Annotated in this window: 23 protein-coding genes; 17 read left to right on the forward strand and 6 right to left on the reverse strand. The window is 62.8% G+C overall.

The annotated features are described in order from the left end of the window. Nucleotides 1-20: 20 nt before the first annotated feature. Nucleotides 21-749: a TetR/AcrR family transcriptional regulator gene (locus BXE_RS37775; RefSeq protein ID WP_011493396.1), complete on the reverse strand. Its 729-nt coding sequence runs from the start codon at nt 747-749 to the stop codon at nt 21-23. A 230-nt stretch (nt 750-979) separates the two neighbouring features. Here BXE_RS37775 and BXE_RS37780 point away from each other — a divergent pair, with 230 nt between their 5' ends. The 11 genes from BXE_RS37780 to BXE_RS37830 all read left to right on the forward strand — a co-directional run bounded on the left by BXE_RS37780 (nt 980) and on the right by BXE_RS37830 (nt 11,562). After that, a complete protein-coding gene (locus BXE_RS37780; RefSeq protein WP_011493397.1) occupies nt 980-2,191 on the forward strand; it encodes an FAD-dependent monooxygenase in 1,212 nt (403 codons plus the stop codon). A gap of 36 nt (nt 2,192-2,227) precedes the next feature. Then, entirely contained in the window at nt 2,228-2,983 is a 756-nt protein-coding gene (locus BXE_RS37785; protein ID WP_011493398.1) for a maleate cis-trans isomerase family protein, read from the forward strand. Nucleotides 2,984-2,993: 10 nt separating this feature from the next. After that, on the forward strand, nt 2,994-3,818 hold the full coding sequence (locus tag BXE_RS37790; protein WP_011493399.1) for an alpha/beta fold hydrolase: 825 nt from the start codon (nt 2,994-2,996) through the stop codon (nt 3,816-3,818). A gap of 30 nt (nt 3,819-3,848) precedes the next feature. Next, a complete protein-coding gene (locus BXE_RS37795) occupies nt 3,849-4,910 on the forward strand; it encodes a 2,5-dihydroxypyridine 5,6-dioxygenase (RefSeq protein WP_040123575.1) in 1,062 nt (353 codons plus the stop codon). After that, entirely contained in the window at nt 4,903-5,538 is a 636-nt protein-coding gene (locus tag BXE_RS37800) for an N-carbamoylsarcosine amidohydrolase (RefSeq protein WP_011493401.1), read from the forward strand. Before BXE_RS37795 ends, BXE_RS37800 begins: the two co-directional genes overlap by 8 nt. Nucleotides 5,539-5,734: 196 nt before the next feature. Continuing rightward, a complete protein-coding gene (locus tag BXE_RS37805; protein ID WP_011493402.1) occupies nt 5,735-6,913 on the forward strand; it encodes a porin in 1,179 nt (392 codons plus the stop codon). Between the two features lie 120 nt (nt 6,914-7,033). After that, nucleotides 7,034-8,164, forward strand: coding sequence for an ABC transporter substrate-binding protein (locus BXE_RS37810; RefSeq protein ID WP_011493403.1), 1,131 nt, complete (start codon nt 7,034-7,036; stop codon nt 8,162-8,164). Between the two features lie 27 nt (nt 8,165-8,191). Beyond that, nucleotides 8,192-9,064 (forward strand): branched-chain amino acid ABC transporter permease, encoded by an 873-nt coding sequence (locus tag BXE_RS37815; RefSeq protein WP_011493404.1) that lies wholly within the window; start codon nt 8,192-8,194, stop codon nt 9,062-9,064. A 1-nt stretch (nt 9,065) separates the two neighbouring features. After that, complete coding sequence (locus tag BXE_RS37820) at nt 9,066-10,052, forward strand: branched-chain amino acid ABC transporter permease (protein WP_011493405.1); 987 nt, start codon at nt 9,066-9,068, stop codon at nt 10,050-10,052. Then, nucleotides 10,052-10,840: an ABC transporter ATP-binding protein gene (locus BXE_RS37825; RefSeq protein WP_011493406.1), complete on the forward strand. Its 789-nt coding sequence runs from the start codon at nt 10,052-10,054 to the stop codon at nt 10,838-10,840. The genes BXE_RS37820 and BXE_RS37825 overlap by 1 nt, the downstream gene beginning before the upstream one ends. Next, on the forward strand, nt 10,837-11,562 hold the full coding sequence (locus BXE_RS37830; protein WP_011493407.1) for an ABC transporter ATP-binding protein: 726 nt from the start codon (nt 10,837-10,839) through the stop codon (nt 11,560-11,562). Before BXE_RS37825 ends, BXE_RS37830 begins: the two co-directional genes overlap by 4 nt. A 499-nt stretch (nt 11,563-12,061) precedes the next feature. Here the strand turns inward: BXE_RS37830 and BXE_RS37835 are convergent, their stop codons facing one another. Genes BXE_RS37835 through BXE_RS37850 form a run of 4 tightly spaced genes read right to left on the reverse strand, consistent with a single transcriptional unit; the run spans nt 12,062 to nt 15,402 of the window. Then, entirely contained in the window at nt 12,062-12,472 is a 411-nt protein-coding gene (locus tag BXE_RS37835; RefSeq protein ID WP_011493409.1) for an ExbD/TolR family protein, read from the reverse strand. Continuing rightward, nucleotides 12,472-13,194, reverse strand: a complete 723-nt coding sequence (locus tag BXE_RS37840; protein WP_011493410.1) for a MotA/TolQ/ExbB proton channel family protein — start codon at nt 13,192-13,194, stop codon at nt 12,472-12,474. The genes BXE_RS37835 and BXE_RS37840 overlap by 1 nt, the downstream gene beginning before the upstream one ends. 29 nt (nt 13,195-13,223) lie before the next feature. Continuing rightward, nucleotides 13,224-14,051 carry an energy transducer TonB gene (locus BXE_RS43690; RefSeq protein ID WP_011493411.1) on the reverse strand — a complete coding sequence of 276 codons (828 nt, stop codon included), beginning with the start codon at nt 14,049-14,051 and terminating at the stop codon, nt 13,224-13,226. A gap of 55 nt (nt 14,052-14,106) precedes the next feature. Next, entirely contained in the window at nt 14,107-15,402 is a 1,296-nt protein-coding gene (locus tag BXE_RS37850) for an alpha-hydroxy acid oxidase (RefSeq protein ID WP_040123773.1), read from the reverse strand. Nucleotides 15,403-15,669: 267 nt separating this feature from the next. Here BXE_RS37850 and BXE_RS37855 point away from each other — a divergent pair, with 267 nt between their 5' ends. From BXE_RS37855 to BXE_RS37880, 6 genes are all read left to right on the forward strand, one after another. Then, nucleotides 15,670-16,437, forward strand: a complete 768-nt coding sequence (locus BXE_RS37855) for a gluconate 2-dehydrogenase subunit 3 family protein (RefSeq protein WP_011493413.1) — start codon at nt 15,670-15,672, stop codon at nt 16,435-16,437. 11 nt (nt 16,438-16,448) lie between these two features. Further along, complete coding sequence (locus BXE_RS37860) at nt 16,449-18,224, forward strand: GMC family oxidoreductase (protein ID WP_011493414.1); 1,776 nt, start codon at nt 16,449-16,451, stop codon at nt 18,222-18,224. Nucleotides 18,225-18,312: 88 nt separating this feature from the next. Beyond that, entirely contained in the window at nt 18,313-20,628 is a 2,316-nt protein-coding gene (locus BXE_RS37865; protein WP_011493415.1) for a TonB-dependent receptor, read from the forward strand. A gap of 78 nt (nt 20,629-20,706) precedes the next feature. Next, on the forward strand, nt 20,707-22,023 hold the full coding sequence (locus tag BXE_RS37870; protein ID WP_011493416.1) for an LLM class flavin-dependent oxidoreductase: 1,317 nt from the start codon (nt 20,707-20,709) through the stop codon (nt 22,021-22,023). Then, on the forward strand, nt 22,020-22,802 hold the full coding sequence (locus BXE_RS37875; RefSeq protein WP_011493417.1) for a class II aldolase/adducin family protein: 783 nt from the start codon (nt 22,020-22,022) through the stop codon (nt 22,800-22,802). Before BXE_RS37870 ends, BXE_RS37875 begins: the two co-directional genes overlap by 4 nt. Nucleotides 22,803-22,845: 43 nt before the next feature. Continuing rightward, nucleotides 22,846-23,934 carry an ABC transporter substrate-binding protein gene (locus tag BXE_RS37880; protein WP_052115903.1) on the forward strand — a complete coding sequence of 363 codons (1,089 nt, stop codon included), beginning with the start codon at nt 22,846-22,848 and terminating at the stop codon, nt 23,932-23,934. 35 nt (nt 23,935-23,969) lie between these two features. On the opposite strand, the gene BXE_RS37885 is transcribed toward BXE_RS37880, so the two are convergent. Then, nucleotides 23,970-24,704 (reverse strand): AraC family transcriptional regulator, encoded by a 735-nt coding sequence (locus tag BXE_RS37885; protein WP_233518870.1) that lies wholly within the window; start codon nt 24,702-24,704, stop codon nt 23,970-23,972. Between the last annotated feature and the right edge of the window lie 32 nt (nt 24,705-24,736).

Here is a 24,736-nt window from a genome sequence, read left to right on the forward strand (position 1 = left end):
AGCGGATAGGGACCGCGCGGCTATTTCCGCTTCCTGACGGCTTTCGGCGGCTTGCCGCTGTGAGGTGCGGCAAGTCCACCGACGATGAACGCGGTCAACTGTTCGAGCGTTTCGGTGGCGTCTGCCGTATTGCACGCGCCTTCGCTCAGCACCTCGAGCCGATGACTGTCCGAGAATGCGTACAGGTAGGCGCCGATCATCAGCATCACACGCCAGTACAGATCTTTCTCCGGCACTTCGGGCAGTGCGGAACGAAACGCCGCGACGTACGCATGGGTCGATTCGTCGTAAGCGAGGCCGCGCAGGCGATAGGAGATCTCCGGCGGTTCGGTATGCAGGCGCGCGTGCAGCCGGATGAAAGCGCGTCCGCCGGGCGAACGCCGCAGCGTGAGCATCGGTTCGAGAAACGAGCGAACAATGTCGGACACCGATGGCTTCTGGCTGTTTTGCGCCAACTGATGCAGGAGTTCGAGGCGCTGTTCGGAGATCCGTGTGGCGCGCCGCAGGAAAACTTCCTCGAAGAGCCGGTGCTTGGTGCCGAAGTGGTAGGTGATGAGCGCCTGGGTCACGCCGCAGGCGTTGGCCACTTCCCGCAGCGTGGCGCCGGCGAATCCGTGGTCGGCGAAGTCGACTTCGGCCGCGTCGAGAATCTTTTCGCGTAGGTTGCTCACGCCGACCGGACGGCCAGGACTGTTGCGGCGCTTCGGTGCGACGCGCGAACCGGTGTTGCTCGAGATGTCTTTCGTCATTCGGTGTTGGACTGGGTTAAGAGTGCTATGACGTGTACGGCAAACCGCGCGCGCTCCGCATCGACGTTTCGCGCCGTTATTGTACGGCCTGTCATTGCCGTCACCGCCGGTTGTAAGGGGGGACGGCAAGGGTTATTCCTGGGCGCGACGTTCCTTGTAATTAATTTTACGTACATATAATATCGCCTGCAGCTCGATGCTGGTCAATCTTTAAGCAGGAGAGTAAGAATATGACGAGAAAACTTCGTGTCGGCGTGATAGGCGGCGGAATCGGCGGGCTCGCCCTAACCGCCGCGCTCGCGCAGCAAGGTTTCGATGTGCGCATTTTCGAGCGGACAGGTTCCTTCGGAGAAGTCGGTGCCGGCATTCAGGTGACCCCTAACGCGGTCAAGGTGCTCGAAGCGATGGGGCTCGGCGATGCGCTGCGTAAGGTGGCGTTCTTGCCGCAGGCGATCGTCGGGCGCAACTGGGACACGGCGAAGGAAATCTTCCGCATTCCGCTTGCGGAAGAATGCCCGCGCCTTTACAACGCACCGTTCTTCCATGTGCATCGTGCCGATCTGCATCATCTGCTGATCGACCAGGTGCCGGCGCACGCGGCGACGCTTGCAACCGCATGTGTCGACGTTCGCCAGACAGGCGAGACAGCGGTGGCGCGCTTCGAGGACGGCAGCGAATTCGAAGCCGATCTGATCGTTGGCGCAGACGGTGTGCGCTCGACCGTGCGCAGCAAACTGTTCGGCGAGACTGCGCCTGGTTTCACCGGCAACATGTGCTTTCGCGCCGTGGTTCCGGTGGAAGGCGACTTCGACTTCGTGACGCCAGACTCGTCCTTCTGGCTTGGGCCGAAATCGCATGTCGTGACCTATTACGTTCGCGGCGGCAAGGCGGTCAACATCGTGGCGGTGAATGAAACGGCCGACTGGGTCGAGGAATCCTGGAACGCGCCGAGTAGCCGCGAAGAATTGCTGGCCGCATTCGAAGGCTGGCATCCGAATCTGATCCAGCTGTTCGAGCGCGTCGAGTCGGTGTTCAAATGGGGATTGTTCGATCGCGATCCAATGCCGGCCTGGTCCAGGGGGCGCATCACGCTGCTCGGCGATGCGGCGCATCCCATGCTGCCGTTCCTGTCGCAAGGCGCGGCGATGTCGATCGAAGACGGTTATGTACTCGCGCGTTCGCTGACCGCGCATGGCTCCGACGTGGCCTCGGCGCTGCGCGATTACGAGGCTGAACGCCTGCCGCGCACGAGCCGCGTACAGCTCGAATCGCGTGAGCGCGGGCGCACCTATCATCTGCCGACGCGCTTCGCGCAGAGCAAGCGCGATCTGATCTATCAGTTCAAGTCGTGGCTCAATCCGCACGCTTCGGGTATTCAGGCCGACTGGGTTTATTCATACAACGCGACCGATTTCACGCCGCGCGTCGCCGCTGTCGCATGAGTTCACACCGCTAAAAGAATCGAGGTTGACGTCGAGATGAGCAAGAATATTTATCGTATTGGACAGATCGTCCCGAGTTCGAACACCACGATGGAGACGGAAATCCCGGCCATGCTGCTGGCCCGTCAGCAAATCCGTCCCGAGCGCTTCACGTTCCACTCTTCGCGCATGCGCATGAAGAAGGTGGAGAAGAGCGAGCTGGCCGCCATGGACGCCGAGTCGGACCGTTGCGCGGTCGAATTGAGTGATGCACGCGTCGACGTTCTCGGCTATGCGTGCCTGGTCGCGATCATGGCGATGGGCCATGGCTACCATCGGCAGTCGGAACAGCGGCTCAAGGCGCACACGGCGGAGAACGGCGCCGATGCGCCGGTCGTCACGAGTGCGGGTGCGCTGGTGGACGCACTCGGTGTGATCGGCGCGAAGCGCGTCGCGGTGGTGGCGCCTTACATGAAGCCGCTGACGAAGCTGGTGGTCGACTACATCGGCAACGAAGGCTACGAGGTGTGCGATTACCGCGCCCTCGAGATTCAGGACAATCTCGAGGTGGGCCGCCACGATCCGTCGCGGCTGCCGGAGATCGTCGCGGGCATGGACACGCGCGGTGTCGATGCAATCGTGCTGTCCGCCTGCGTCCAGATGCCGTCGCTGCCGGTCGTCGCGCAGGTGGAGGCGATGACGCGCAAGCCGGTGGTCACCGCGGCCGTCGCCACCACTTACGCGATGCTCAAGGCCCTCGGACTCGAGCGGATTGTGCCGGGCGCGGGCACGTTGCTGTCCGGCGCCTATTGAGGATCGCGCGATGAGCACTTTCCTGTATGGCGCCAACCTGCGCGCAAACGGCATCCGTCAGCACTATCTGCGCTATGGCGGCGCGTCCGGCGACCGGTCGGCGCGTGACGTGGTGGTAGTGCTGCCGGGCATCACGAGTCCGGCGATCACGTGGGGTTTCGTCGGCGAACGCTTCGGTGCGCATTTCGACACCTATGTACTCGACATTCGGGGCAGAGGCCTGTCGGAAGCGCACGACGAACTCGACTACAGCCTCGACGCGCAGGCGGCCGACGCGATCGCGTTCGCCGCGGCGCTCGGGCTCGAACGCTACGCGCTCGTCGGCCATTCGATGGGCGCACGCATCGCGATTCGCGCGGCCCGCTCCGCGCCCGCTGGACTGACCAGGCTCGTGCTGATCGATCCGCCGGTGTCGGGCCCGGGTCGCCGTGCTTATCCAGCGCAGCTTCCGTGGTACGTCGATTCGATTCGACTCTGCCGCGACGGCGCAGGTCTCGAAGCGATGCGCGCGTATTGCCCGAGCTGGACCGACGAGCAACTCGCGCTGCGCGCCGAATGGCTGCATACGTGCAGCGAGCGCGCGGTGCGCGAAAGCTTCGCCGCGTTTCAGACGGACGACATTCAGGCCGATCTGCCCGCGATCGAAGTTCCGATGCTGTTGATGGCCGCGCAGCGTGGTGACGTGGTGCGCGACGACGACATCCGGGAGATTCGCCGCCTGAATCCGCGCGTGGATGCAGTGCGCGTCGCCGACGCCGGCCACATGATTCCGTGGGACAACGAGGCGGGTTTTTATCAGGCCTTCGGTTCGTTCCTCGGCGTGCCGCTGAGCTAACGGCGTTTCCCGACTTATTTGGAAGACATCATGCCCGTCAGTGATTACGCCATGCTCGAAGCATGGAAAACAGTTCTCAGCCTGTCGAACCTCCAACCCGGTCAGACGGTTACCGTCTTGACAGGCGCCACCAGTCACCCGCAATCCGTGTCGACGGCGCTGACCGCCGCGACCGCCATGCGCGCCGTCGTCAATCGCCTCGACCTGCAGCCCATCAATGGCGAAAAGGCGCTCAGCCGCGATTCGCTTGCCTATCTCGGCACCACGCCTCTCACGGGTAACCGCGCTGCCATTGCCGCGCTCAGTGCAAGCGACATCGTGCTTGATCTGATGACGCTTCTGTTTTCGCCGGAACAGCACGAGATCCTGAAAAGCGGCGCGAAGATTCTGCTCGCAGTGGAGCCGCCGGAGGTGCTCGTGCGCATGGTACCGTCGGTGGAAGACCGCGGCCGCGTAAAGGCGGCGGCAGACAGGCTTGCGCGGGCGAAACTCATGCAGGTGCGCAACGACGCCGGCACTGATCTGCTGTGTCCGCTCGGGCAATATCCGGCCATCAGCGAATATGGTTTCGTCGATGAACCCGGACGCTGGGACCACTGGCCAAGTGGCTTCGCGCTGACCTGGCCCAACGAGGGCGAGACGCAAGGCACGATCGTGCTGTCGCCGGGCGATATCCTGCTGCCGCAGAAATCGTATATCCGTTCCGAAATCCGGCTGGTGATGAAAGACGGCTTCGCTGTGTCGATCGAGGGCGGTATGGATGCCGATCTGCTGTCCGAATACATGGCGTCGTTCGAGGATCCCGAGGCCTACGCGATGTCGCACATCGGCTGGGGACTTCAGCCGCGCGCTCACTGGTCGACGCTCGGTCTGTACGACCGTGAAGCGACGCTTGGGATGGATGCGCGCGCATTCGAGGGCAATTTTCTGTTCTCGCTCGGTCCGAACAATGAGGCAGGCGGCACACGCACCACCGCATGCCACATCGACATTCCAATGCGCAATTGCACGGTGACGCTCGACGGCGAACCCGTCGTGACGCGTGGCAAGGTGCATGCACAGCAACCAGGGAGCCAGAAGACCCATGCATAGCGAAGTGGAAACCTATCGCAGACAAGGGTTCGGTAACACGCTGCAGCCGCGTGCGCCTTTCGGCCTGCTTATCGTGGACTTCGTCAACGGATTCGCCGACCCGGCCGTGTTCGGCGGCGGCAACATCGCCGCAGCCATCGGGAATACGAGGCCAGTCCTCGCGGCGGCGCGGCGCAGGCAATGGCCGGTTGCGCATACGCGTATCGTGTTTGCGGACGACGACGCCGACAGCAATATTTTCGCGCTGAAGGTTCCAGGCATGCTGACACTCAAGGAGCGAGATCACAACAGTGCGATCGTCGACGAACTGGCCCCGCAGTCCGGCGAGATGGTGGTCCGCAAGACGGTGCCATCCGCGTTCTTCGGCACGTCCCTCGCGGCGTGGCTTGCGCAGCGCGGCGTGCAAACGCTGATCGTCGCGGGCGCGGTAACCAGCGGCTGCGTGCGCGCAAGCGTCGTCGATGCAATGCAGTACGGTTTCCGCCCGGTGGTGTTGTCCGACTGCGTTGGCGACCGCGCAATCGCACCGCACGAAGCCAACCTGTTCGACATGGAGCAGAAATACGCGGCGGTCATGGAGTCGTGCGTGCTGCTCGATCTCGTCGCGGGCAGTGAGGCGGCGGCGTAACCGCAAAACCCAGCAAATTTTTTTCCGCATTGCACTTATTATTTTTACGTTCATATAATAATGGCAGTTGAACTGCAAACGGGACGCGAGCGGCGGGGTCGCCCCGGGGTGAAGCCGAAGCCGGTCGCGATCAGCTAATCGATGTAAAAGAGCAGGTGCGTCACTCACCAACATAAAGACAGGATACCTACTTAAAATGAGCGGGAAATTCGAACCCACGCAGGGAACAGATGGAGGTAAGGCGAAACTGGCGCTGCTCGCGCTGTGTCTCGCTGGCGCGGTAAGCCAGGCCCACGCGCAATCGAGCGTGACACTTTACGGTGTGGTCGATGAAGGCATCGACTACGTGAACAACAGCGGCGGAAGCTCGCTCGTGCGGCTGCGCGACGGGACGTGGGACGGCATTTTCGGCAGCCGGTTCGGACTGAAGGGATCGGAAGACCTGGGCGGCGGACTCAAGGCAATCTTCAAGCTCGAATCCGGCTTCGACGCAACCAACGGCAAGAATCTCCAGGGCGGCCGCATGTTCGGACGCTCGGCATATGTCGGACTGTCGAACGATCGCGTCGGTACGGTGACCTTCGGACGCCAGTACGACCTGGTGACCGACTATCTGCAGCCGGTCACTTCGAACGGCCAGTTCACCGGCCCATTCGTGCATGCAGGCGACATCGACAACACCGCCAATACATATCGCGTCGATAACGCGGTGAAATACGCGAGCCCCTCCTTTGGCGGGTTGACGTTCGGCGGCATGTATTCGTTCTCCGGCGGCAACGGGCTCGGCACTACCGGCATGTGGTCGGTCGCGGCGGCATACGAACACGCGGGTCTGAATCTCGCAGCGGTGTACGACCATTTCAATAATCCCGGACTCCTCATCAACGACGGAAACTTCATCGGCAACACCACTGGTGCGGCGATTGGGGCGAGCGGAGCGTTCAGCTACGTGGGCAGCCCGAGGAATCAGCAGATCCTCGGCCTGGGCGGCAGCTACGAGATCGGCAAGGCGACCGCCGGCTTCACGTGGACCAACACGAAGTTCGACGACGCCAACGGCACCACGAGCTCGGTGGTGTTCAATAATTACGACGCCTGGCTCAAGTACAACCTCACGTCCAGCACTACCGTCGGCGGCGCGTATATCTACTCCGCTGGCCGCGTGAACTACAACGGCGAGCGGCCGAAATATCACACGGCCGGTCTGTTCGCGAGCTATTCGCTGTCGAAGACCACGATGCTTTACGCGATGGGTGCGTTCCAGCAGGCCGCCGGCGATGCGAAGCTGGCGGACATCTACGACTATGCAATTGCCGACGCATCGAGCACCAATCGCCAGCTGATGTTCCGCATCGGGATGAACCACCGTTTCTAGTCGCCTCATTAACCGGCCCGGTCGGCGCCTTCGCCCGGCCGTTTCCTCTGATTTGATCGGATAGCACTGTCAGCCATGCATAAGCCAAACTTCGTTTCCCCACTTGCAGGAAAGCGCGCCGTGACTTTCGCGCTGTGCGTTACCGCGGCGGGCACGCTCGCCTGTCAGGCAGCCAGGGCCGCCGAGCCCGTGCGTATCGGCCTCATCCAGCCGCTTACCGGATCGGTCGCCTATAACGGCCATGCGGACGTCAACGGCGCGAAACTCGCGGTTGCGGAGATCAACAAGGCGGGCGGCGTGCTCGGCCGGCCGGTAGAACTGAAAATCGAAGACGGCCAGTGCAATCCGGCGAACACCGTCAATGCAGCCGAGAAGCTGATTCAGAAAGACAGGGTGTCAGCGCTGATCGGCGCGTTCTGCAGCTCATCGACCGCCGCGATCATGCCGGTTGCGCAGAAGTATCACCTGCCGCTGGTGACTGGCGTGTCGTCCGAAGCCGATTTGACCGAGAAGGGCAATCCCTGGTTTTTCCGTGCGGCCGAAACCGACCAGTTGCTCGCGCACGCATTTGCGCCGACCATCATCAGGACCTTGCAGCTCAAGAGTGTCGCCTACGTCGGCGTGAACGACGACTGGGGGCGCGGCAGCGTTCAGGAGTTCCAGCAATCGTTGCAGGCGGGCGGCGTAAAAACCGTATCGACCGACTACTTCGACCACGGCGCGACCGATTTTTATACGCTGCTCACCAAGCTGCGGGCCTCCGGCGCCGATGCGGTTTTCGTGGCCGCCGAGACGCAGGATGGCTCGATTCTCGTCAAGCAGATCAAGGAGCTGGGCCTCCACATCAAGGTCTTTGGTGTCGGCTCGTGGGCGACCGCGGACTTCATCGATCTCGCGGGTCCCGCAGCCGAAGGGGTCTATGCGGCGGTGCCCTATGCGTCGACGCTGACCACGCCGGAGAACACCGCGTTCGTGGCGAGCTATCAGACCGCTTACAAGGCCGCGCCGGGCAAGTACAGCGCCGCCGGCTACAACGCCGTCGAGATCGTGGCGAAAGCGATTGCTCGCGCTGGTTCGACCGACGCTGACAAGATCCGCGCGGCGCTGGCACAGACCGATTTCGCGGCACCCAACGGCCGCTATCGTTTCACGGCGAAAGGGCAGGCGTATGGGTTCAGCGTCGTGCTGGTCCAGATTCACAACAAGGCGCCGCAGGTCGTGGCAACCACGCCGGTCAGCGCACCGCATTAAGCATTGTTTTTCAGCCGGACGGACTCCATGGATCTCCTTTTGCAGTTCCTGGTCAACGGCGTGGTCATCGGCGTGTTCTACGCGCTGTCCGCGCTCGGCCTGACCTTGATTTTCGGGCTCATGCGCGTGGTGAATTTTGCGCATGGCGAGTTCTATATGCTGGGCGGCATCCTTGGCTGGTTCGTCACGACGCGGCTCGGGCTCGATTTCTTCTCCGGGCTAGCGATCGTCGCGGTCGTGATGGCTGCCTTCGGCTGGGTGATTGACCGGCTGTTGATCGAGCGGGTCCGTCATCAGGGCGAGGAGGCGGGCATTCTGCTGACCATCGGCCTGTCGATCGTCATAGCGAACGTCGCGCTGCTCGTGGTCGGTACGGCGCCGCATAAGGTGGTGGGTCCGGTATCGGATGCTCCGGTCCTGCTGGGACCGGTGGTGCTCACGCGGGTCCGGCTGGTTGCGTTGGCAATCGCGGCGCTGCTGGTCGCCGCCGCCCATGGGCTGATTCACCGTACGACGCTCGGCCGCGCCATGCGCGCGACCTTCCAGGATCCGATGGCGGCGCGGCTGGCGGGCATCCGGACCGAGCGTATCTATGCGTCGACGTTCGCGCTTGGCACGACCATCGCCGCGCTCTCGGGCATGCTGCTCGCATCCATCTACTCGGCACAGGTAAGCATTGGCGGCACCGTCAGCCTGAAGGCGTTCGTCGTCGTGATTCTGGGCGGGATGGGCAGTTTCGCGGGCGCGATCGTCGGCGGTCTCGTGCTGGGTATTGTCGAGGCGATGTGGGGTGGCTACCTGTCGACGAACCTCGTGGATCTGGTGGGCTTTGTGCTGGTGATCGCGCTTTTGCTGTTCCGGCCATACGGCCTGTTTTCGCTACGCGCCGAGAGGGCCTGAAATGAAATTCGAACGTAACGGCATGCTGATCCTCGGGCTTGCGGCACTGCTGCTGCCGCTCGCGGTCCACGATCAGTATTTGATTCATCTCGGCGTGCTGACGCTGTTTTACGCGGTGCTCGCGACCAGCTTCAACCTCGTGACCGGATATGTGGGCGAGTTTTCGCTGGGGCATACGGCGTTTCTCGGGATCGGCGCCTACACGGCCGCAATCCTGTCCACGCGCTTCGGCTTCCCGATGTGGTGCACGGTGCCGCTCGCCGGCCTCGTCTCAATGATCGGCGGTCTCGCGATCGGCGCGATCACGCTGCGTTTGCAGGGGCCGTTCTTCGTGATCGTGACGCTGGCCTTTTCTGAAGCGCTGCGGCTGGTGGCAGACAACTGGGTCGCCGTCACGAATGGGCCGATGGGTATCGCGGGCGTGCCGCAACCCGAGTGGATCACGCGTCTCGGCAATGTGCACGCGACCCAGGTGTTCTTCTACATCGTGCTCGGCATCGCGATCGTGGCGCTGTATCTCGCGTATCGCTTCGTCTATTCGAGCGTTGGGCGTGCGGCCGTGACGGTGCGCGAAAACCGCTATGTCGCGCAGTCGGTGGGCATCTGGCCGTTCGCGATGGCGATGCAGGCCTTCGTGCTCGGCGCCACTCTCGCCGGTGTCGCGGGCGGCTTCTACGCGCACTACATTTCGTTCGTCGGTAGCGATGTATTCGGTTTCCCGTTCATGGCCACGATGATCATCATGGTGCTGGTCGGCGGCAAGGGGACCTTGCTCGGTCCGCTCGCCGGCGCGTTGCTGGTCACGCTGCTACAGGAGTATCTGCGCGAGGCGCAGGAATTGAGGCTTACGCTGTTCGGCCTGTTCGTAATTCTGATCGTGCTGTTCCTGCCGCGTGGTTTGATGGGTCTCGTCGCGAAACGCACGGCGAGCGCGAGAAGCCGCGACGGCGACGTGGCGGCGGCCGGAACACTTCGGGGAGGTGCGTAATGGAACAGGTTCGCACGGATTGCATCTTGCAGGTGGACCGGTTGTGCAAGCGCTTTGGCGGCGTCGCCGCGGTTCGCGACGTCAGTTTCGATCTGAAGCGGGGCGAAATTCTCGGGCTTGTCGGTCCGAACGGCGCGGGCAAGACCAGTTGCTTTAACCTTATCACCGGGTTTTATCGTCCGGACAGTGGCGACGTGCTGTTCGAAGGACGTCCGCTGACGGGCATGAAGCCGCACCGGATTGCGCGCGCCGGCGTGGTGCGCAGCTTCCAGAAAACCAACGTGCTCAAGCCGCTGTCGGTGTTCGAGAACGTTTTGGCTGGTCACTATCTGGCTGCGCGTCAATCGCTATGGCGGGTGTTTTTTCCAGGCCAGGCGGTGCGCGATGCGGAAACTCGCGTGCGGCGGGAAGCGAAACGGATCGTCGATCTGATGGGATTGGGCAAACGCATCGATTCGCCCGCGTATCTGCTGTCGTGCGGAGAGTTGCGCTTGCTGGAAGTCGCGATGGCGCTGGCCGCCAAGCCGCGCCTGCTGATGCTCGACGAGCCCGCCGCTGGGCTGAACACGCAGGAGGCCGTCGTGCTCGGCAAGGTGCTTCGCGAACTGCGTGACCGGGAAGTCGAGGCGATCATTCTCGTTGAACACAACATGAACCTCGTGACGAACACCTGCGACCGCCTCGTCGTGATGAACTTCGGCGAAAAGCTCGCCGAAGGCGCGCCACGCGATATTCTCCACGATCCGCGGGTGGTCGAAGCTTATCTTGGCAAGGCACACGCAGCATGAACGCATCGGCACAACCTGTTCTGACCGTCTCGGACATTCACGTCGCCTATGGCAAAACCAAGGCGTTGCACGGCGTTTCGCTGGAGGTCGCGTGCGGCGAAGTGATCGCGCTGATCGGCGCGAACGGCGCGGGAAAGAGCACCATGCTCCGGGCTATCTCCGGTCTGCTGCCGTTGAGCGCCGGCGCGATCCACTGGAACGGCAATTCGATCGGCGGCCTCGCGGCCGACCGGATCGTCGCGTCCGGCATCGCCCATTGCCCGGAAGAGCGGCATGTCTGGCCCGCGATGACGGTGCTGGAAAATCTGTCGCTGGGCGCGTATCTGTGCCGGTCGCGCGAAGTGGTCGCGCGACGCACGGAGCTTGCGTTCGAGCGTTTTCCCAGGTTGCGTGAACGGTCGTCGCAACTTGCCGGCACGTTAAGCGGCGGCGAACAGCAAATGCTCGCAATCGCGCGGGCGCTTATGTCGGAACCGCGCCTTCTCCTGCTCGACGAACCGAGCCTCGGCTTGAGTCCGAAGGTCGCGCACGAAATTCTCGACGTGATCCGCGCGATCAACGAGCATGGCGTGACGGTGCTGCTCGTGGAGCAGAACGTGCACAACGCGCTGTCGGTCGCGAAGCGCGCCTATGTGTTCGAGACCGGCCAGATCGCCGCGACGAGAACCGCCGAAGAACTGCTGGGCGATAATGAACTGCTTGCTGCGTATCTGGGAGGCTAGCACCGGGCGTTGGCAAAGGGCGCGCGGCAAGCATCACGAAGTCTGCGCGCCGCTCCGGTGTCGCTCGGCGAGCGGATCGTTGCACGTGATCGACAATCTCCTGGATGGAGCCGCCCGATTCTCCCGCTGCGCGCACCGCGGCAAAATCGTGGCTCGCGTGTGGTTCGACCCGCTTCGCGGGGCATTGAGGTCACGCCTATGATCAGCACCGAGACTCGCGGCCATTTTCAGTAATGGACGGCGGCCGTCGAGCACGCCATGAGGCTTCGGTGTCGAGATATCAGGCGGATGTCCTGACAGGACAGGCAAGCCATGCGAACGGCAGCACAGCCGCTATAACGGCTGCTTCGGCGCATGAGTGATTGCGCATGCCGCGCAATGGCCGATGCGCCGTCAAGGAATCGCTTGCGATATCGATCGCGGCCACGCGGAGATACGGCGTCGCGGGCATCGCATCTGTTCGGTTTTCCGACGGGGCAGTCGTCAGCCTGAGGATCGGTCACGGGTGCGAGTCCGTCACCACCGAGACGCGGCTGATGCCGGCGCGTTCGATCGCCGCCATGACCCTGGCGACGCTGCCATAGGGCACTTTGGTATCGCCCTGCAACACGACCGCGAGTTCGGCGTTATGGCTACGCTGCGCGCGCAATTCCGTCTCCACCGTGTCCGCCGGCACCTCGCGTTTGTCGAAAAATACCTTGCCGTGATCGTCGATGCTGATCGTCAGCGGACGCTTATCGTCGAGCGCAGCGGTGCGTGCGGTCTTCGGCAAGTTGACATGGATCGCGTTGTTGAGCAAGGGCGCTGTCAGAATGAAAGCAACCAGCAAAACGAGCATCACGTCGACCAGCGGCGTGATATTGATTTCGCTGAGCACCTGGTCGTCGTTGTTACCTGTCGAGAAGGCCATCAGACGTACGCTCCTTCAGAGGTGGCGTCGATCGGCGCCGTGGATTCGTCGGGCGCCGCGCGGTTGAACGGGCGAATCCTGAAGTTGCTCTTCTGCGCGAGGCTGATGAGATCGGTGCCGAAGTCATCGAGAACGCCTCCCGTCACCTTCAGGCGCCGGACGAAAAAGTTATAGGCAAGCACGGCTGGCACCGCCACCGCGATGCCGACGCCCGTCGTGACGAGCGCTTCGCCGATGGGGCCGGCCACCACGCCGATGTCGGCGGTACCGTTCTGCGAGATCGCGGTCATCGCGTGCACGATCCCGAACACGGTGCCGAACAACCCGACGAACGGCGCGGTGCTGCCGACCGATGCCAGTATCGCAAGGCCGCTTTCAAGCGAGCCGCGCTCCTTCACGATCTGCTGGCGCAGCAATCGTTCGAGCGATTCGAGCCGGTCCCAGCTATGTTCCAGATCGTGCAAACCCTCGGATGTCTCGGTCAGCGCGGTGAAGGCTGCGTGGGCCACGCGTCCGAGCGCGCTGTCCCGGGGGTTCCCGAGCGCGGCTGCCTGCGGTAAATCCCCCGCGGACCAGAACGCTTTCTGAAAACGCTGATTGTTACGGGCGACCCGCCAGCTTTGCGTACCCTTGGCGAGAATGAGCGCCCACGTAACGATGGAAAAAAGTACCAGCGCCCATAGCGCGCCTTTGACGATCAGACTTGAATACGTATCGGACATCGGAATCTCCAGGAAAAATAGCGGCCGCTTCAGCCAAGTTTGAAATCGAGCGGTACGTCGACCCAGCCGTCGATCGGGGTATCGCCGCGTCTGGCCGGCGCGAAAATCCAGTTGGTCACGGCATTCACCGCAGCGCGATCCAGCACCTTGCGGCCGCTCGACGTACGGACCTCCACGCTGTCTGGATGGCCGTTCGCGAGCACATGGACGGACAGTACGACATGTCCTTCCCAGCCTTGATCGCGAGCCATCGGCGGATAGTCGGGTGGCGGATTGTGCAGATACGCGGCCGAGCCGTTCGGCGGCACCACCTTCGCTTCGGCCGGCGCAGGGGCGAGCGCCGCAGGCGCGGGCGCGGCTGGCGGCGCGGGTACCGCCGTGGGCGCTGGGGCAAGCGGCACATCGCTCGGCGTGGCAGGCAGTTCCGGCCTCGCCGGACGTGGCGCGGCAACCGGGGGTGGTCTCACCGCGCGCGCCATTGGCGCGGCATGGGTGACGCGAGGCGGTGTTTTCGCCGGCGCGGGTGACGGAGGCGGAGGAGTGGGCGCTTCGGGAAGCGGTTTGGGCGGCGTGACCAGTTCGATCCTGACCGGCGGGAGCTTCACGGGCGTGTGTGGTGCGTGGCTGCGCGCGGCATGCAGCGCATGGATAAGCGCGAGATGTGCCGCGACCGCGACGAGCAGCACCGCCCACAATGTCCTGAAGCGCAGCGGATGGCGCCGGTCGCCCAGCGCGAGCGACGGCGGTATCAGCACGTTGACGTCGTGCACGAAGGGCCCCGCGGGCATCGCCGGCCGGAGCGCCGCGAGGCGGTAGCGACGGCGGGTCGATGGGAAAAGGAGCGTCGTTGAATTCATGATCAGGGAGTCCCGGCGGCAACGTGATGAATCGATGAAAGGGTGCGCAATGCAGTCATGCGGCCGGTTGGCGAGTGGGAATTGATGGGCGCTCGTGGTTTCGCATGTTTGAAACCGGATGACGGCTTTCGCGCAAGAAGCCGGAATGCAGTGCATCGAGCGTGCTGACGCCAAGCAGCGCCATGTCTCGTGCAATCTCGTCGCGCAACAGGGCGGCCAGATGCGCGACGCCCGGTGCACCGCCAACGGCTGCGGCAAAGTTGAACGGACGGCCGATGAAGACCATCTGCGCGCCGAGCGCCAGGGCCTTCAGAATGTCGGTGCCGCGCCGGATACCACTATCAATCATGACCGTCAGGCCCGCTGCGGCATCGACGATCTCGGGCAGCACCGTCAGCGGCGCAATCGCGCTGTCGAGCTGACGGCCGCCGTGATTCGAAACGATCACGCCGTCCACACCGTGTTCACGCGCGATTACCGTGTCGGCCGCCGAGAGAATGCCCTTGAGCACCAGATTGCCGCGCCACCGTTGCCGGATTCTGGCGAGATCCTGCCAGTCGAATGCCGCGCGCCGACTGAACTGATGTGCGGCCTCACTCGAGAACACTCGCGCGCCATTGCCGGCAGCGAGATTGCGGTAACGCGGCACACCGCCCATCAGCAGCGTTCTGGCGAGTGTGCCGACCAGCCAGCGTGGATGCGTCAACGCCTGCCACGCGAGCGCTGCGTTCGGCCGCAGCGGCGCCGTATAACCGCTGCGCTTGTTGTGCTCGCGATTGGCGGCGACGGGAACGTCCACGGTCACCACCAGCGTCTCGTAACCCGCAGCGGCAACCCGATCGAGGAGCGCAGCGTCGGCGTCCCGATCGGCGGACAGATACGCCTGGAACCACGCGTTCGACGCTTGCGCGCGGATTGCCTCGAGCGAAGTCAGCGCGGCACCGCTAACCACCATCGGAATGTCGGCGTGCGCGGCGCCCCGGGCCAGCGCGAGATCGCCGTCATACGCCGTCAACGCGACGCCGCCCATTGGCGCGATGCCGAAAGGCGATTGATACGAACGCCCAAATACCGTGACATGCTGCTGCACCCGCGCGACATTGCACAACACCCTCGGCACGAACCGATACGCCAGAAAGGCCTCGCGGCTACCGACGTGCGCATGATGATCCTCACTGCCGCCCGCGACGAAACTATAGAGCGGAGCGGGCAGACGTTTTTTCGCGAGCGCGTCGAAATCGTGAGCGCTCAGACAGTCGCGCGTCAGACGTGCGGGAAGGTGAAGCGTGGAAGGCGCCTGCAAATCAGGAACCGAACGGGATGACGTCGGGCAATGCGTGGCGACGTTAATCTCGTTCCGCTGGCAAGTATTCAACGCGAACTCCGTAGACAAACGTAAAGGGCGAGCCTCAATCTACGACACGTCGCGGTTTTTTTGTTATGCGTGGCGGATTTTATAAAAAGTTTGACTGCGTGGACCGAGGTTCGCTTTTGAGAGCGCCAATACTATTCGTCTCAGAGAGAACAGCGAGCCGTGCATGGCGTCTTTGCGGATGCCGATGTGAGGATCGTGCAATCCCTGCGTCGTTCTCTCACTGGTAGTGCCTGAGAGAACTTCATGACTGCGACGATTACTGGCAAGCCCACTTCGAAACAACGCAGACGCTTCATGCGCAACGCCGTGGCGGGTGCCGCGCTGAGCGGCGGCGTGCGCAGCGCAATGGCGCAACCAGTTGCGATCGGTGCAAGCGCAACCAGAAGTTCCGCGCCGGCGGTAGCGGCCGCGAACACGGCCGCGCCGATTGTCCCTGCGGGCTATGCATTCCTGCGGCCGGCGGAGGCGGACTTCGTCGAGGCACTCGTCGATCACATGGTGCCCGCCGATGAACTGACGGGTTCCGGCACCGCGCTCGGCTTGAATCAGTACTTCGATCGCACGCTCGGCGGCGCGTGGGGCGACGGCGCGGGACTCTATCTCGAAGGACCGTGGCACGCGGGCACGCCAGCGCAGGGCTATCAGTTGCCGCTCACCCCGGCCGAACTGTTTCGGGTCGGTACCGATGCGCTGCGGTCCTATTGCAGCGGGCACTTCGGCAAGCCGTTCGCTTCGCTCGACGCACAGCAGAAGGAAACCTTGCTACACGCACTGAACGACGGCCAGGTTGTACTCGAAGGATGCCCCGACACGAAGCGCTATTTCGCGTTGCTGCATCAACTCGTCAACGAAGGCCTCTTTGCCGATCCGCTTTACGGCGGTAACGTCGGAAAGGCCGGCTGGCGCCTCGTCGGCTTCCCGGGCGTGATAGCCGAGCACGAGAAAGACGTGCGGATCTATCGCAACAGCCCTTATTCCGCGCCGGTGCTCAGCATCGGCGATGCTAGCTGACGGGGCCGGCCGTGACCGACAGGATCGAAAAACCGGTTGACGCAGTGATCGTGGGAATGGGCTGGGCCGGTGGCATCATGGCGCGCGATCTCGCCGCGGCCGGGCTGCGCGTGGTGGGACTCGAACGTGGCGCGCCGCGCTCGACGGCTGAAGATTTCGCGTTACCGCGTATTCGGGATGAACTGCAATACGCGATCCGGATGGGCCTGATGCAGGACGTCAAACGCGAAACGCTGACGTTCCGCAATACCACCACGCAAGTTGCGTTGCCGATGCGCCGGCTAGGTTCGTTTTTGCCCGGCGACGGCGTGGGCGGCGCCGGCGTTCACTGGAACGGCCTCACATGGCGCTGGTCCGATCTCGACTTCCAGATTCGCACACTATACGAAGAGCAGTACGGCAAACGCTTTATTCCCGATGAAATGAGCGTTCAGGACTGGGGCATCACGTATGCCGAACTCGAGCCGTACTATGAAGCCTTCGAACGCCTCGCCGCCACTTCGGGACGCGCGGGCAATCTGCGCGGCGAGTTGCGTGACGGCGGCAATCAGTACGAGGCGCCGCGCCAGAGCGATTACCCGTTGCCGCCGTTGACGCGTGGTCTCGCCGCTGAAGTATTTTCCGGCGCGGCCTCGCAACTGGGGTACCGACCGTTTCCTGTGCCGGCCTCGAACGCATCGCGGGCTTATACGAATCCTGACGGAATTGCGTTCGGCCAGTGCCAGTATTGCGGCTTCTGCGATCGCTTCGGCTGCGAGGCGAACGCAAAGGGCAGTCCGCATCACACCGTCATTGCGGTCGCCCAGCGTTCGGCGGATTTCTCGCTACGGCCATGGTCGCGTGTCACGCGCATCGTGAAGGACAGTGACGGCTCGCGGGTGACGGGTGTGGAGTACGTCGATCTGCGTAGCGGCCAGCGCATCCTGCAACCCGCATCGATCGTCGTGCTGAGCGCCTATACGTTCAGCAACGTGCATCTGCTGTTGAACTCGCAGATCGGCACGCCTTACGACCCCCAGACGCAACGCGGCATTGTCGGAAAAAACTATTGCTACAACATCGGCGCGGGCGCGACGCTGTTCTTCGAAGATCGCGCGTTCAACCCGTTCATCGGTGCGGGCGGTTCGTCGGCGGCGATCGACGAGTTTTATACGAACCGCGCGTTCGACCGGTCGAAGGCGGGTTTCGTCGGCGGCTCGGTGATTGTCTCGGGACTGTTCAGCGGCAGACCGATCGCGCATCATCCGGTGCCGGACGGTACGCCGCCGTGGGGCAGCGAATGGAAACGGCAGGTCGCGCACTACTACAACCGCGCGATGCCGATTGGCGCGATGGGCAGTGTGATGCCGAACCGCTTCAACTATCTGGATCTCGACCCAACGTACCGCGACCCGTTCGGCGCACCGATGCTGCGTTTGACTTACGACCACCAGGAAAACGAACGACGTGTGGCCCGTCATGCAGCAACGGTGATCAATGAGATTGCGGCGGCTGCACGGCCCGACCGGCTCAACCCGGCGCATGCCAGCAACGCGCCGTATTCGATCGAGCGCTATCAAGGTACGCATAACACCGGTGGCGCGATCATGGGCGCGTCGCCCGCGCACAGCTTCGTGAACAAATACGGGCAAAGCTGGGCTTATCCGAACCTGTTCGTGACGGGCGGCGCGGTGATGCCGCACAACGCCGCCTATAACCCGACCGCGACCATCGGTGCGCTGACGCTGAACGCGGCGCGCGCAATCACGAGCCGCTATCTGCGTGGCGACGGACAGTTGCTGGTCTGAACGCGCATGCCGGATTCATGGGAATATTCCGCTGGTCCGGCCATAACTGCATCTTTAAAAAACTGATAATTATTACGGACAACTGTATATGCTTAGAAGAAAATATAACAAGCGAACCACCGGGAGTTTGCGATACGACGCGGCAGTGCTGCAATGCGGGCGTGAGTCCGGACGTTTCGCGTTGAACGCCGGTGCGATGAAATTGCTGCCGTTCTCGCTGATTTCAGCCCTCGCAACAGGATTCGCGCACGCGCAGGAGCCAACGGCGGCGCCGTCGGCTGCAAGCTCCACCACGGCTGCGACACCATTCGCGGCAAGCCAGGCCGCAACCGCGACCACGGTCTCCGCCACGGCCGCCACGTCGACCACGTTGCCCGAAGTGACCGTCACCGCCGAGCGTCACGTGACCGATCTGAAAAAGACCCCAGTATCGGTCGGCGTGCTCGGTGCCGATCGGTTCACGACTGGCGGTGTCGCGCAGCCGGGCGACCTGAACGCCGCCACTGCGAGTCTGGTGGCCGGCGGTCCGTCGCAACGCACGGCGGGCTCCGGCGGTATCTATATCCGCGGCATCGGCACGGGTTCGCCGACTTACAGCAGCGCCGTCGCGCTGTATGTGGATGACGTGTACATCCCGCGCTCGCTCGGCAACGGTTTGTATATGGCGTTCCCTGACGTCGAGCGCGTGGAAGTGCTGCGTGGCCCGCAAGGCACGCTGTATGGGATGAACAGCAGCGCCGGCGCGCGCAAGGTGATTTCGCTGGATCCGACCGACAACAGCGCATGGATTCAGGGCACGGCCGGCAGCTATGGCGCACTGGGCGTCAAAGCATACGTATCGCACGAAATCAAACCCGGATTGCTGTATTTCAGCCTCGCGTATGGGCGTTACAAGGACGACGGCTATACCAACGATCCGGTAATCGGCCGCAGTATCGACTCGACCAACACGGAGGTCCTGCGCGGCAAGGTGCGACTAACGCCCACGGCCGACACCGAAGCCTTGTTCTCGTATGACATCGAGCGCGACCGCTCGGACACTTACAGCTATATCGCACCGAATTATCCGGGCTCTGGCATCCGTACCAGTTATGAGAATACCGATCCGTCGATCGATCGTGACATTTCCGGCGTCTCGCTGCGATTGACAAAAAAATTCGGTGACCACCTGTCACTGCGCTCGATTACGGCGCACCGATGGATCTCGGACGGGCGCTATCCGCTCACGCAGGACGGCGTGCCGACCGACTTGTACGGCTGGCTGCTAAACATCGACCAGCATCAGACTTCGCAGGAGTTCCAGTTCAACGGCGACTACGACCGCTTCAGCTTCACGACCGGCGCGGTGTATTTCTCCGAGGATGTCACCGACTTTCGTCCGTCATGGACCAGCGGTGTTTATAAAGGTATCGTCAGCCAGATCGAGAACAAGAGTTACGCAGCCTATGCACAAGGGCACTACAAGATCACGCCGCAGTTTGGCGTGACGGCGGGCATCCGCGTCAACCGCGACGAACAGAACTATCAGAACACCGGCTTCGCCTCCAACGCTGCGTTGCAGGTGCTCGGCACGACGTTCCAGACCGGCCAGCTCACACAGAACGTGAACTCGGTGACGCCGAAGATCGGCATCGACTATCAGTGGAATCCGAACATCTTCTCGTACGCAAGCATTACCAAGGGTGAAAAGTCAGGCGGCTACAACCCGGTGGCGGCGAGCCTTGCGATCTCGCAGATCGCGGTATCGCCGGAACGTGTGCTGACCTACGAACTGGGCAACAAGCTCACGTTCTGGGGCGGCCGCGCGCAGCTGAACACCGCGCTGTTCTATAACGACTTCGATGACTACCAGGCCGCCATCGGCAACGCGATCATCAACGGCCAGCTGATCAACGGTTCGGTGACCGTCAACGCCGGCAAGGCGCGCACCTACGGCGCCGAGTTCGAACTGACCGCACGCCCGGTTTCGGACCTGAATGTGAACACGTGGCTGACGGTACAGCAGGCGGAGTTCCAGCAGTTCGTCAATCCGACCGGTGCGCCGACCGGCAACTATGTCGGCAACCAGCTGCCGTACGCGTCGCACATCATCGCTGGCGTGCATGCGACGTATCGTCTGCCGCTGCATGTGCCGGGCACCACCCGCATCGGCGCGACGGTGCGTTTCCTGTCGCATTCGTATATCGACATCGCCAACCAGCAGCCGCTCGGGGCGCAGACCTATATCGACGCGATGGCCGAATACACGTCGCCGTCGTCGAACTGGACCGCCACCTTCGAAGTGCGCAACCTGCTCAATCGCGCCTATGTGCTGGGCTATAACGTGACGCCGTCGATCGGATTGAACGCCTATAACTACAGCCCGCCGCGAACCTTCATGGTGAGCCTGCGCCGCGACTTCTGATTCAGCGTCTTTTCTGATTTCCAGTTATCGGACCGCTGAGCGCGGCCTGACGACGTCTTTCACAGGAATACTTGCACCATGGCAAATCGCAAACGCAAACTCAAGCTCGCCACGTTCCTCTCCGGTTTTTCGGGCATCGCCGGCTGGCGACATACCGATGCCTATGCGGATGGATCAGTCAACTTCGAAGCGTTCAAAAAAGTGGCGCAGACGGCCGAACGGGGACTCTTCGACTTCGCCTTCGTGGCGGACTCGGCGTATATCACCGAAGATTCGATTCCTTACTTTCTGAGCCGGTTCGAACCCGCGACCATTTTGTCGGCCGTTTCGGTAGTGACGCGCAATCTCGGCCTGGTCGGTACGTTCACGACTTCGTTCAGCGAGCCGTTCACCACAGCCCGGCAGTTGGCGTCGCTCGACAAACTGAGCGGCGGCCGAGCTGGCTGGAATGCGGTTACGTCCGCGCTGGAAGGGCTCGGGCGCAATCACAGTCACGAGCGGATTCATCCGCACGAACTGCGTTACGAGATCGCCAACGAGTATCTCGACATCGCGCTCGGCCTGTGGGATTCGTGGGAAGACGACGCGTTCATTCGCGACAAGCAGTCCGGCGTCTACGCGGACCTGAGCAAAATGCACCGGCTGAATCACAAGGGCAAGTTCTTCCAGGTGGAAGGGCCGCTCAACATGGAGCGTTCACCGCAGGGCAGGCCGGTGGTTTTCCAGGCGGGCGGCTCCGAGCCGGGTCGAGATCTCGCCGCGCGGCTGGCTGACGCGATCTACTCGCGTCATAGCGATATTCCACGCGCCACCGAGTTCTCCGAGGACATTCGCCGTCGCGCGGTGGCGTACGGTCGCGCGCCGACCGACATTCTGATCTTTCCGACTATCACGCCGATTGTCGGACGCACGCGCGAGGAGGCCAACGCCAAATACGAGGAGCGCATCCAGTACGTGAACATCGATCTGGCGATTCAGTACATGAGCCGCTTTTTCAGCTTCTACGACTTCACGCAACACGCGCTCGACGAGCCATTGCCCGATCTCGGCGATATCGGTAAAGACAGTTTCAAGTCGACCGCCGAGCTTTATCTGCGCTGGGCGAAGGAGGAGAACCTGACGCTGCGCCAGCTGGCGCTGCGCGTGGCGACGCCTCGCGGCGACTACATCGGCACACCGGTCGAGGTGGCCGACAAGATCCAGGCAATCTACGAAACGGGGATTATCGACGGTTTCATCATCGGTGACGGTCTTGAAGATTTCGTCGATGACGTCGTGCCGATTCTGCAGGAACGGGGTATCTACCGTACGGAGTACGAGTCGAGCACGTTGCGCGGCAATCTCGAACTCGACTACCCGGTGAACCGCTATGCGAAGAGCCGGGGTGAAGCATGAGCGCCGTGCCGCCTAAACCCCAGCCGCGCGTGTTCGACAATGTCGACGACGAGCGCTACGACCGCAAGCTGCGGCTGGCGGCAACCTTCCGCCTGTTCGCGCGCTTCGGCTTTCAGGAGGGGGTGATGGGGCATGCGTCGGTACGCGATCCCGAACGTCCGGACCACTACTGGACGAATCCCTACGCGACTGATTTCAGCTCGCTGACGCCGGACGATCTCGTGCTTTACAACCTGGATGGCCAGATCGTGGAGGGCAGTAACCGGTATATCCACGTCGGCGGCACGCAGATTCACATTCCCATTCTGAAAACTCGCAACGACGTCAACGCGGTCGTCCATACGCACTCGGTCCATGCACGCGCGTGGTCGGTGCTGAACCGCCTGATCGATCCGGTATCGGCGGAGTCCGCGGCGTTCTACGAACGGCACACGCTTTACGATACGTACCGTCATGGCGAAGGCTATTCGCTCGCCAACGCGATCGGCACGAACCGCGCGGTACTTCTGAAGAATCACGGCGTGCTGACGGTCGGCCAGACGATCGACGAGGCCGCCTGGCTGTTCGTCGCATTCGAGCGCGCGGCACAGGCTCAATTGCTGGCCGAGGCATCGGGCCCGATCGGGTGCATTCCACATGAAGACGCATTGACGATCTCGGAGCGCACGACGCCGGCGTTCGGCTGGTTGAACTTTCAGCCGCTGTTTCAGGGCGTGTTGCATGCCAATCCCGATCTGAAGCCGAGGCCGAACACCGTGCTCCGGCATGTCGGCCCGTAACGTTGGCCGCCGCTTTTTTTCCCGTACCTTGACACGACTACTCATGACGCCGACCCGCTCTGGCTGTTTTTTTGATCCGCTCCTGCGGCTTTTATCTGTCGTTTTGCTGTTCGTCACGTGTGCCGCGCATGCGGAAACACCGCCTCAGGTGATCCGCTTCGGCTCGCCGGAAATTTCGACCAACCGGGCGCTCGCCGGCGGTGTCATTGTCGGTATCGCCAACGAGAAAGGATGGTTGCGCGACGAGTTCGGCAAGGACAATGTGCGACTGGAGTTCGACACGTTCCGCAACGGCGCGCCGGCGGTGGGGCAGGCGCTGGCCAACAGGCAGCTGGATTTCGCCGTTCAGGGCGACCTGATGTCGGTGATCGGTCATGCGGCCGGTTTGCCCACTACGCTGCTGCTGCCCTCCGTGAAGCTGGGCAATGCGTATCTGGCTGTGCCCCCGCAGTCGTCGATTGCCCGCATCGCGGATTTGCGGGGCAAGAAAGTCGCCTACTTCAAAGGCAACTTCGTGCATCTGCAAGTGCTGCGCATTCTCGCGGCGAACGGCATGAGCGAAAAAGATATCCGCTCGGTGTTTCTCGACCCACCTACCTCGATCGCCGCGCTGGCTTCGGGGGATGTCGACGCGGTGTTCGGCGGTCCGGAATTGTTGCCGGCGCGCGATCGCGGTGCGCTGAAGATCGTTTACACCACGCGCGGCCAGTCGCCGACACTGACCGCGCAGTCGGGTTTTATCGCGCGGACCGAGTTTGTCAAAGCTTATCCGCAAACCACGCAACGCATCGTCGACGTGCTGGTCAAGACCGCGCGCTGGGCGTCGGACCCGGCGAATAAAGACCAGGTGTTCGCGCTCTGGTCGACCGACGGCCAGCGGCGCGCCGATCTCGAGGAGGACTACAGCGGCCGCCCGATCAGCGACCGTATGAGTCCGCTGATCGATCCGTTTTTCGTGGGCCGCTATCAGGCCACCCTCGATCAGGCCGCCGCGCTCGGCTTCCTGCACGGACCGAAATTCGATGTCGAGCAATGGATCGATCGGCGCTTCCTTCAGTCCGCGCTTACACGGCTCGGCCTGAACGATTACTGGCAACCGCTCGATGTGCACGGCGAGCGCGCCCGTCCATGACCGTATGCCGGCCAGCAGGCGCTGCGGCGCGCGCATCAGTTCATCGCCTGTGCGCTGCTCGCATGGTAGCGGCTCGGCGCAACCCCGAACGCTCGCTTGAACATCGTCGAAAACGCCGCGCTGTCCGCGTAACCGAGGTCCGCCGCGATACGCGACAGCGACAGACCGCTCCTGAGCAGATCGACCGCGCACGACAATCTGAGCTGCTGGCGCCACGCGCCGAAGGTCGTGCCGAGTTCGATCTGGAAGAGCCGTGCGAGCGTGCGCTCACTGGCGCCGGTGCGATGGGCCCATTCGCCCAGCGTCAGCGTCGAGCCGGGATCTTCCATCAGCGCCTCGCACAGCGACTTGAGGCGGCGGTCGCCCGGCAGCACCAGCGCGCTGGTGCGCCGGGTCGCGCGTCTGACTTCTTCGAGCAGGACATCGGTGAGTCGGCGACTGTGGTCCGTTGCGGGACCGTAGTCCGCGCCGAGCCATTGCATCAGTTCCCGCATCAGCGGCGAGACGTCGACCACGCAGCACTGGTTGGCCGGCAGCGGCGAATGTTGCGGATCGATGAAGACCGCGTGGAATTCCGTCGCGCCTACCATCGTCAGTTCGTGGTCGACGCCGGGCGGTATCCATACCGCGCGGAACGACGTCACGGTCCACACCTGACGTTCCGTCGTGACGCGCATGCTGCCCTTGAGCGGGCAGGTCAGTTGACTCCAGTTGTGACGATGCGAACTGATAATGCCGTCGAGCGGCGGCTTGCGGTGATGAACCGTCACTGGTTCGAATTCCGTCGGAGACCGTCGCCCGT

It is taken from the genome of Paraburkholderia xenovorans LB400, from assembly GCF_000013645.1.
Classification (GTDB): Bacteria; Pseudomonadota; Gammaproteobacteria; order Burkholderiales; family Burkholderiaceae; genus Paraburkholderia; species Paraburkholderia xenovorans.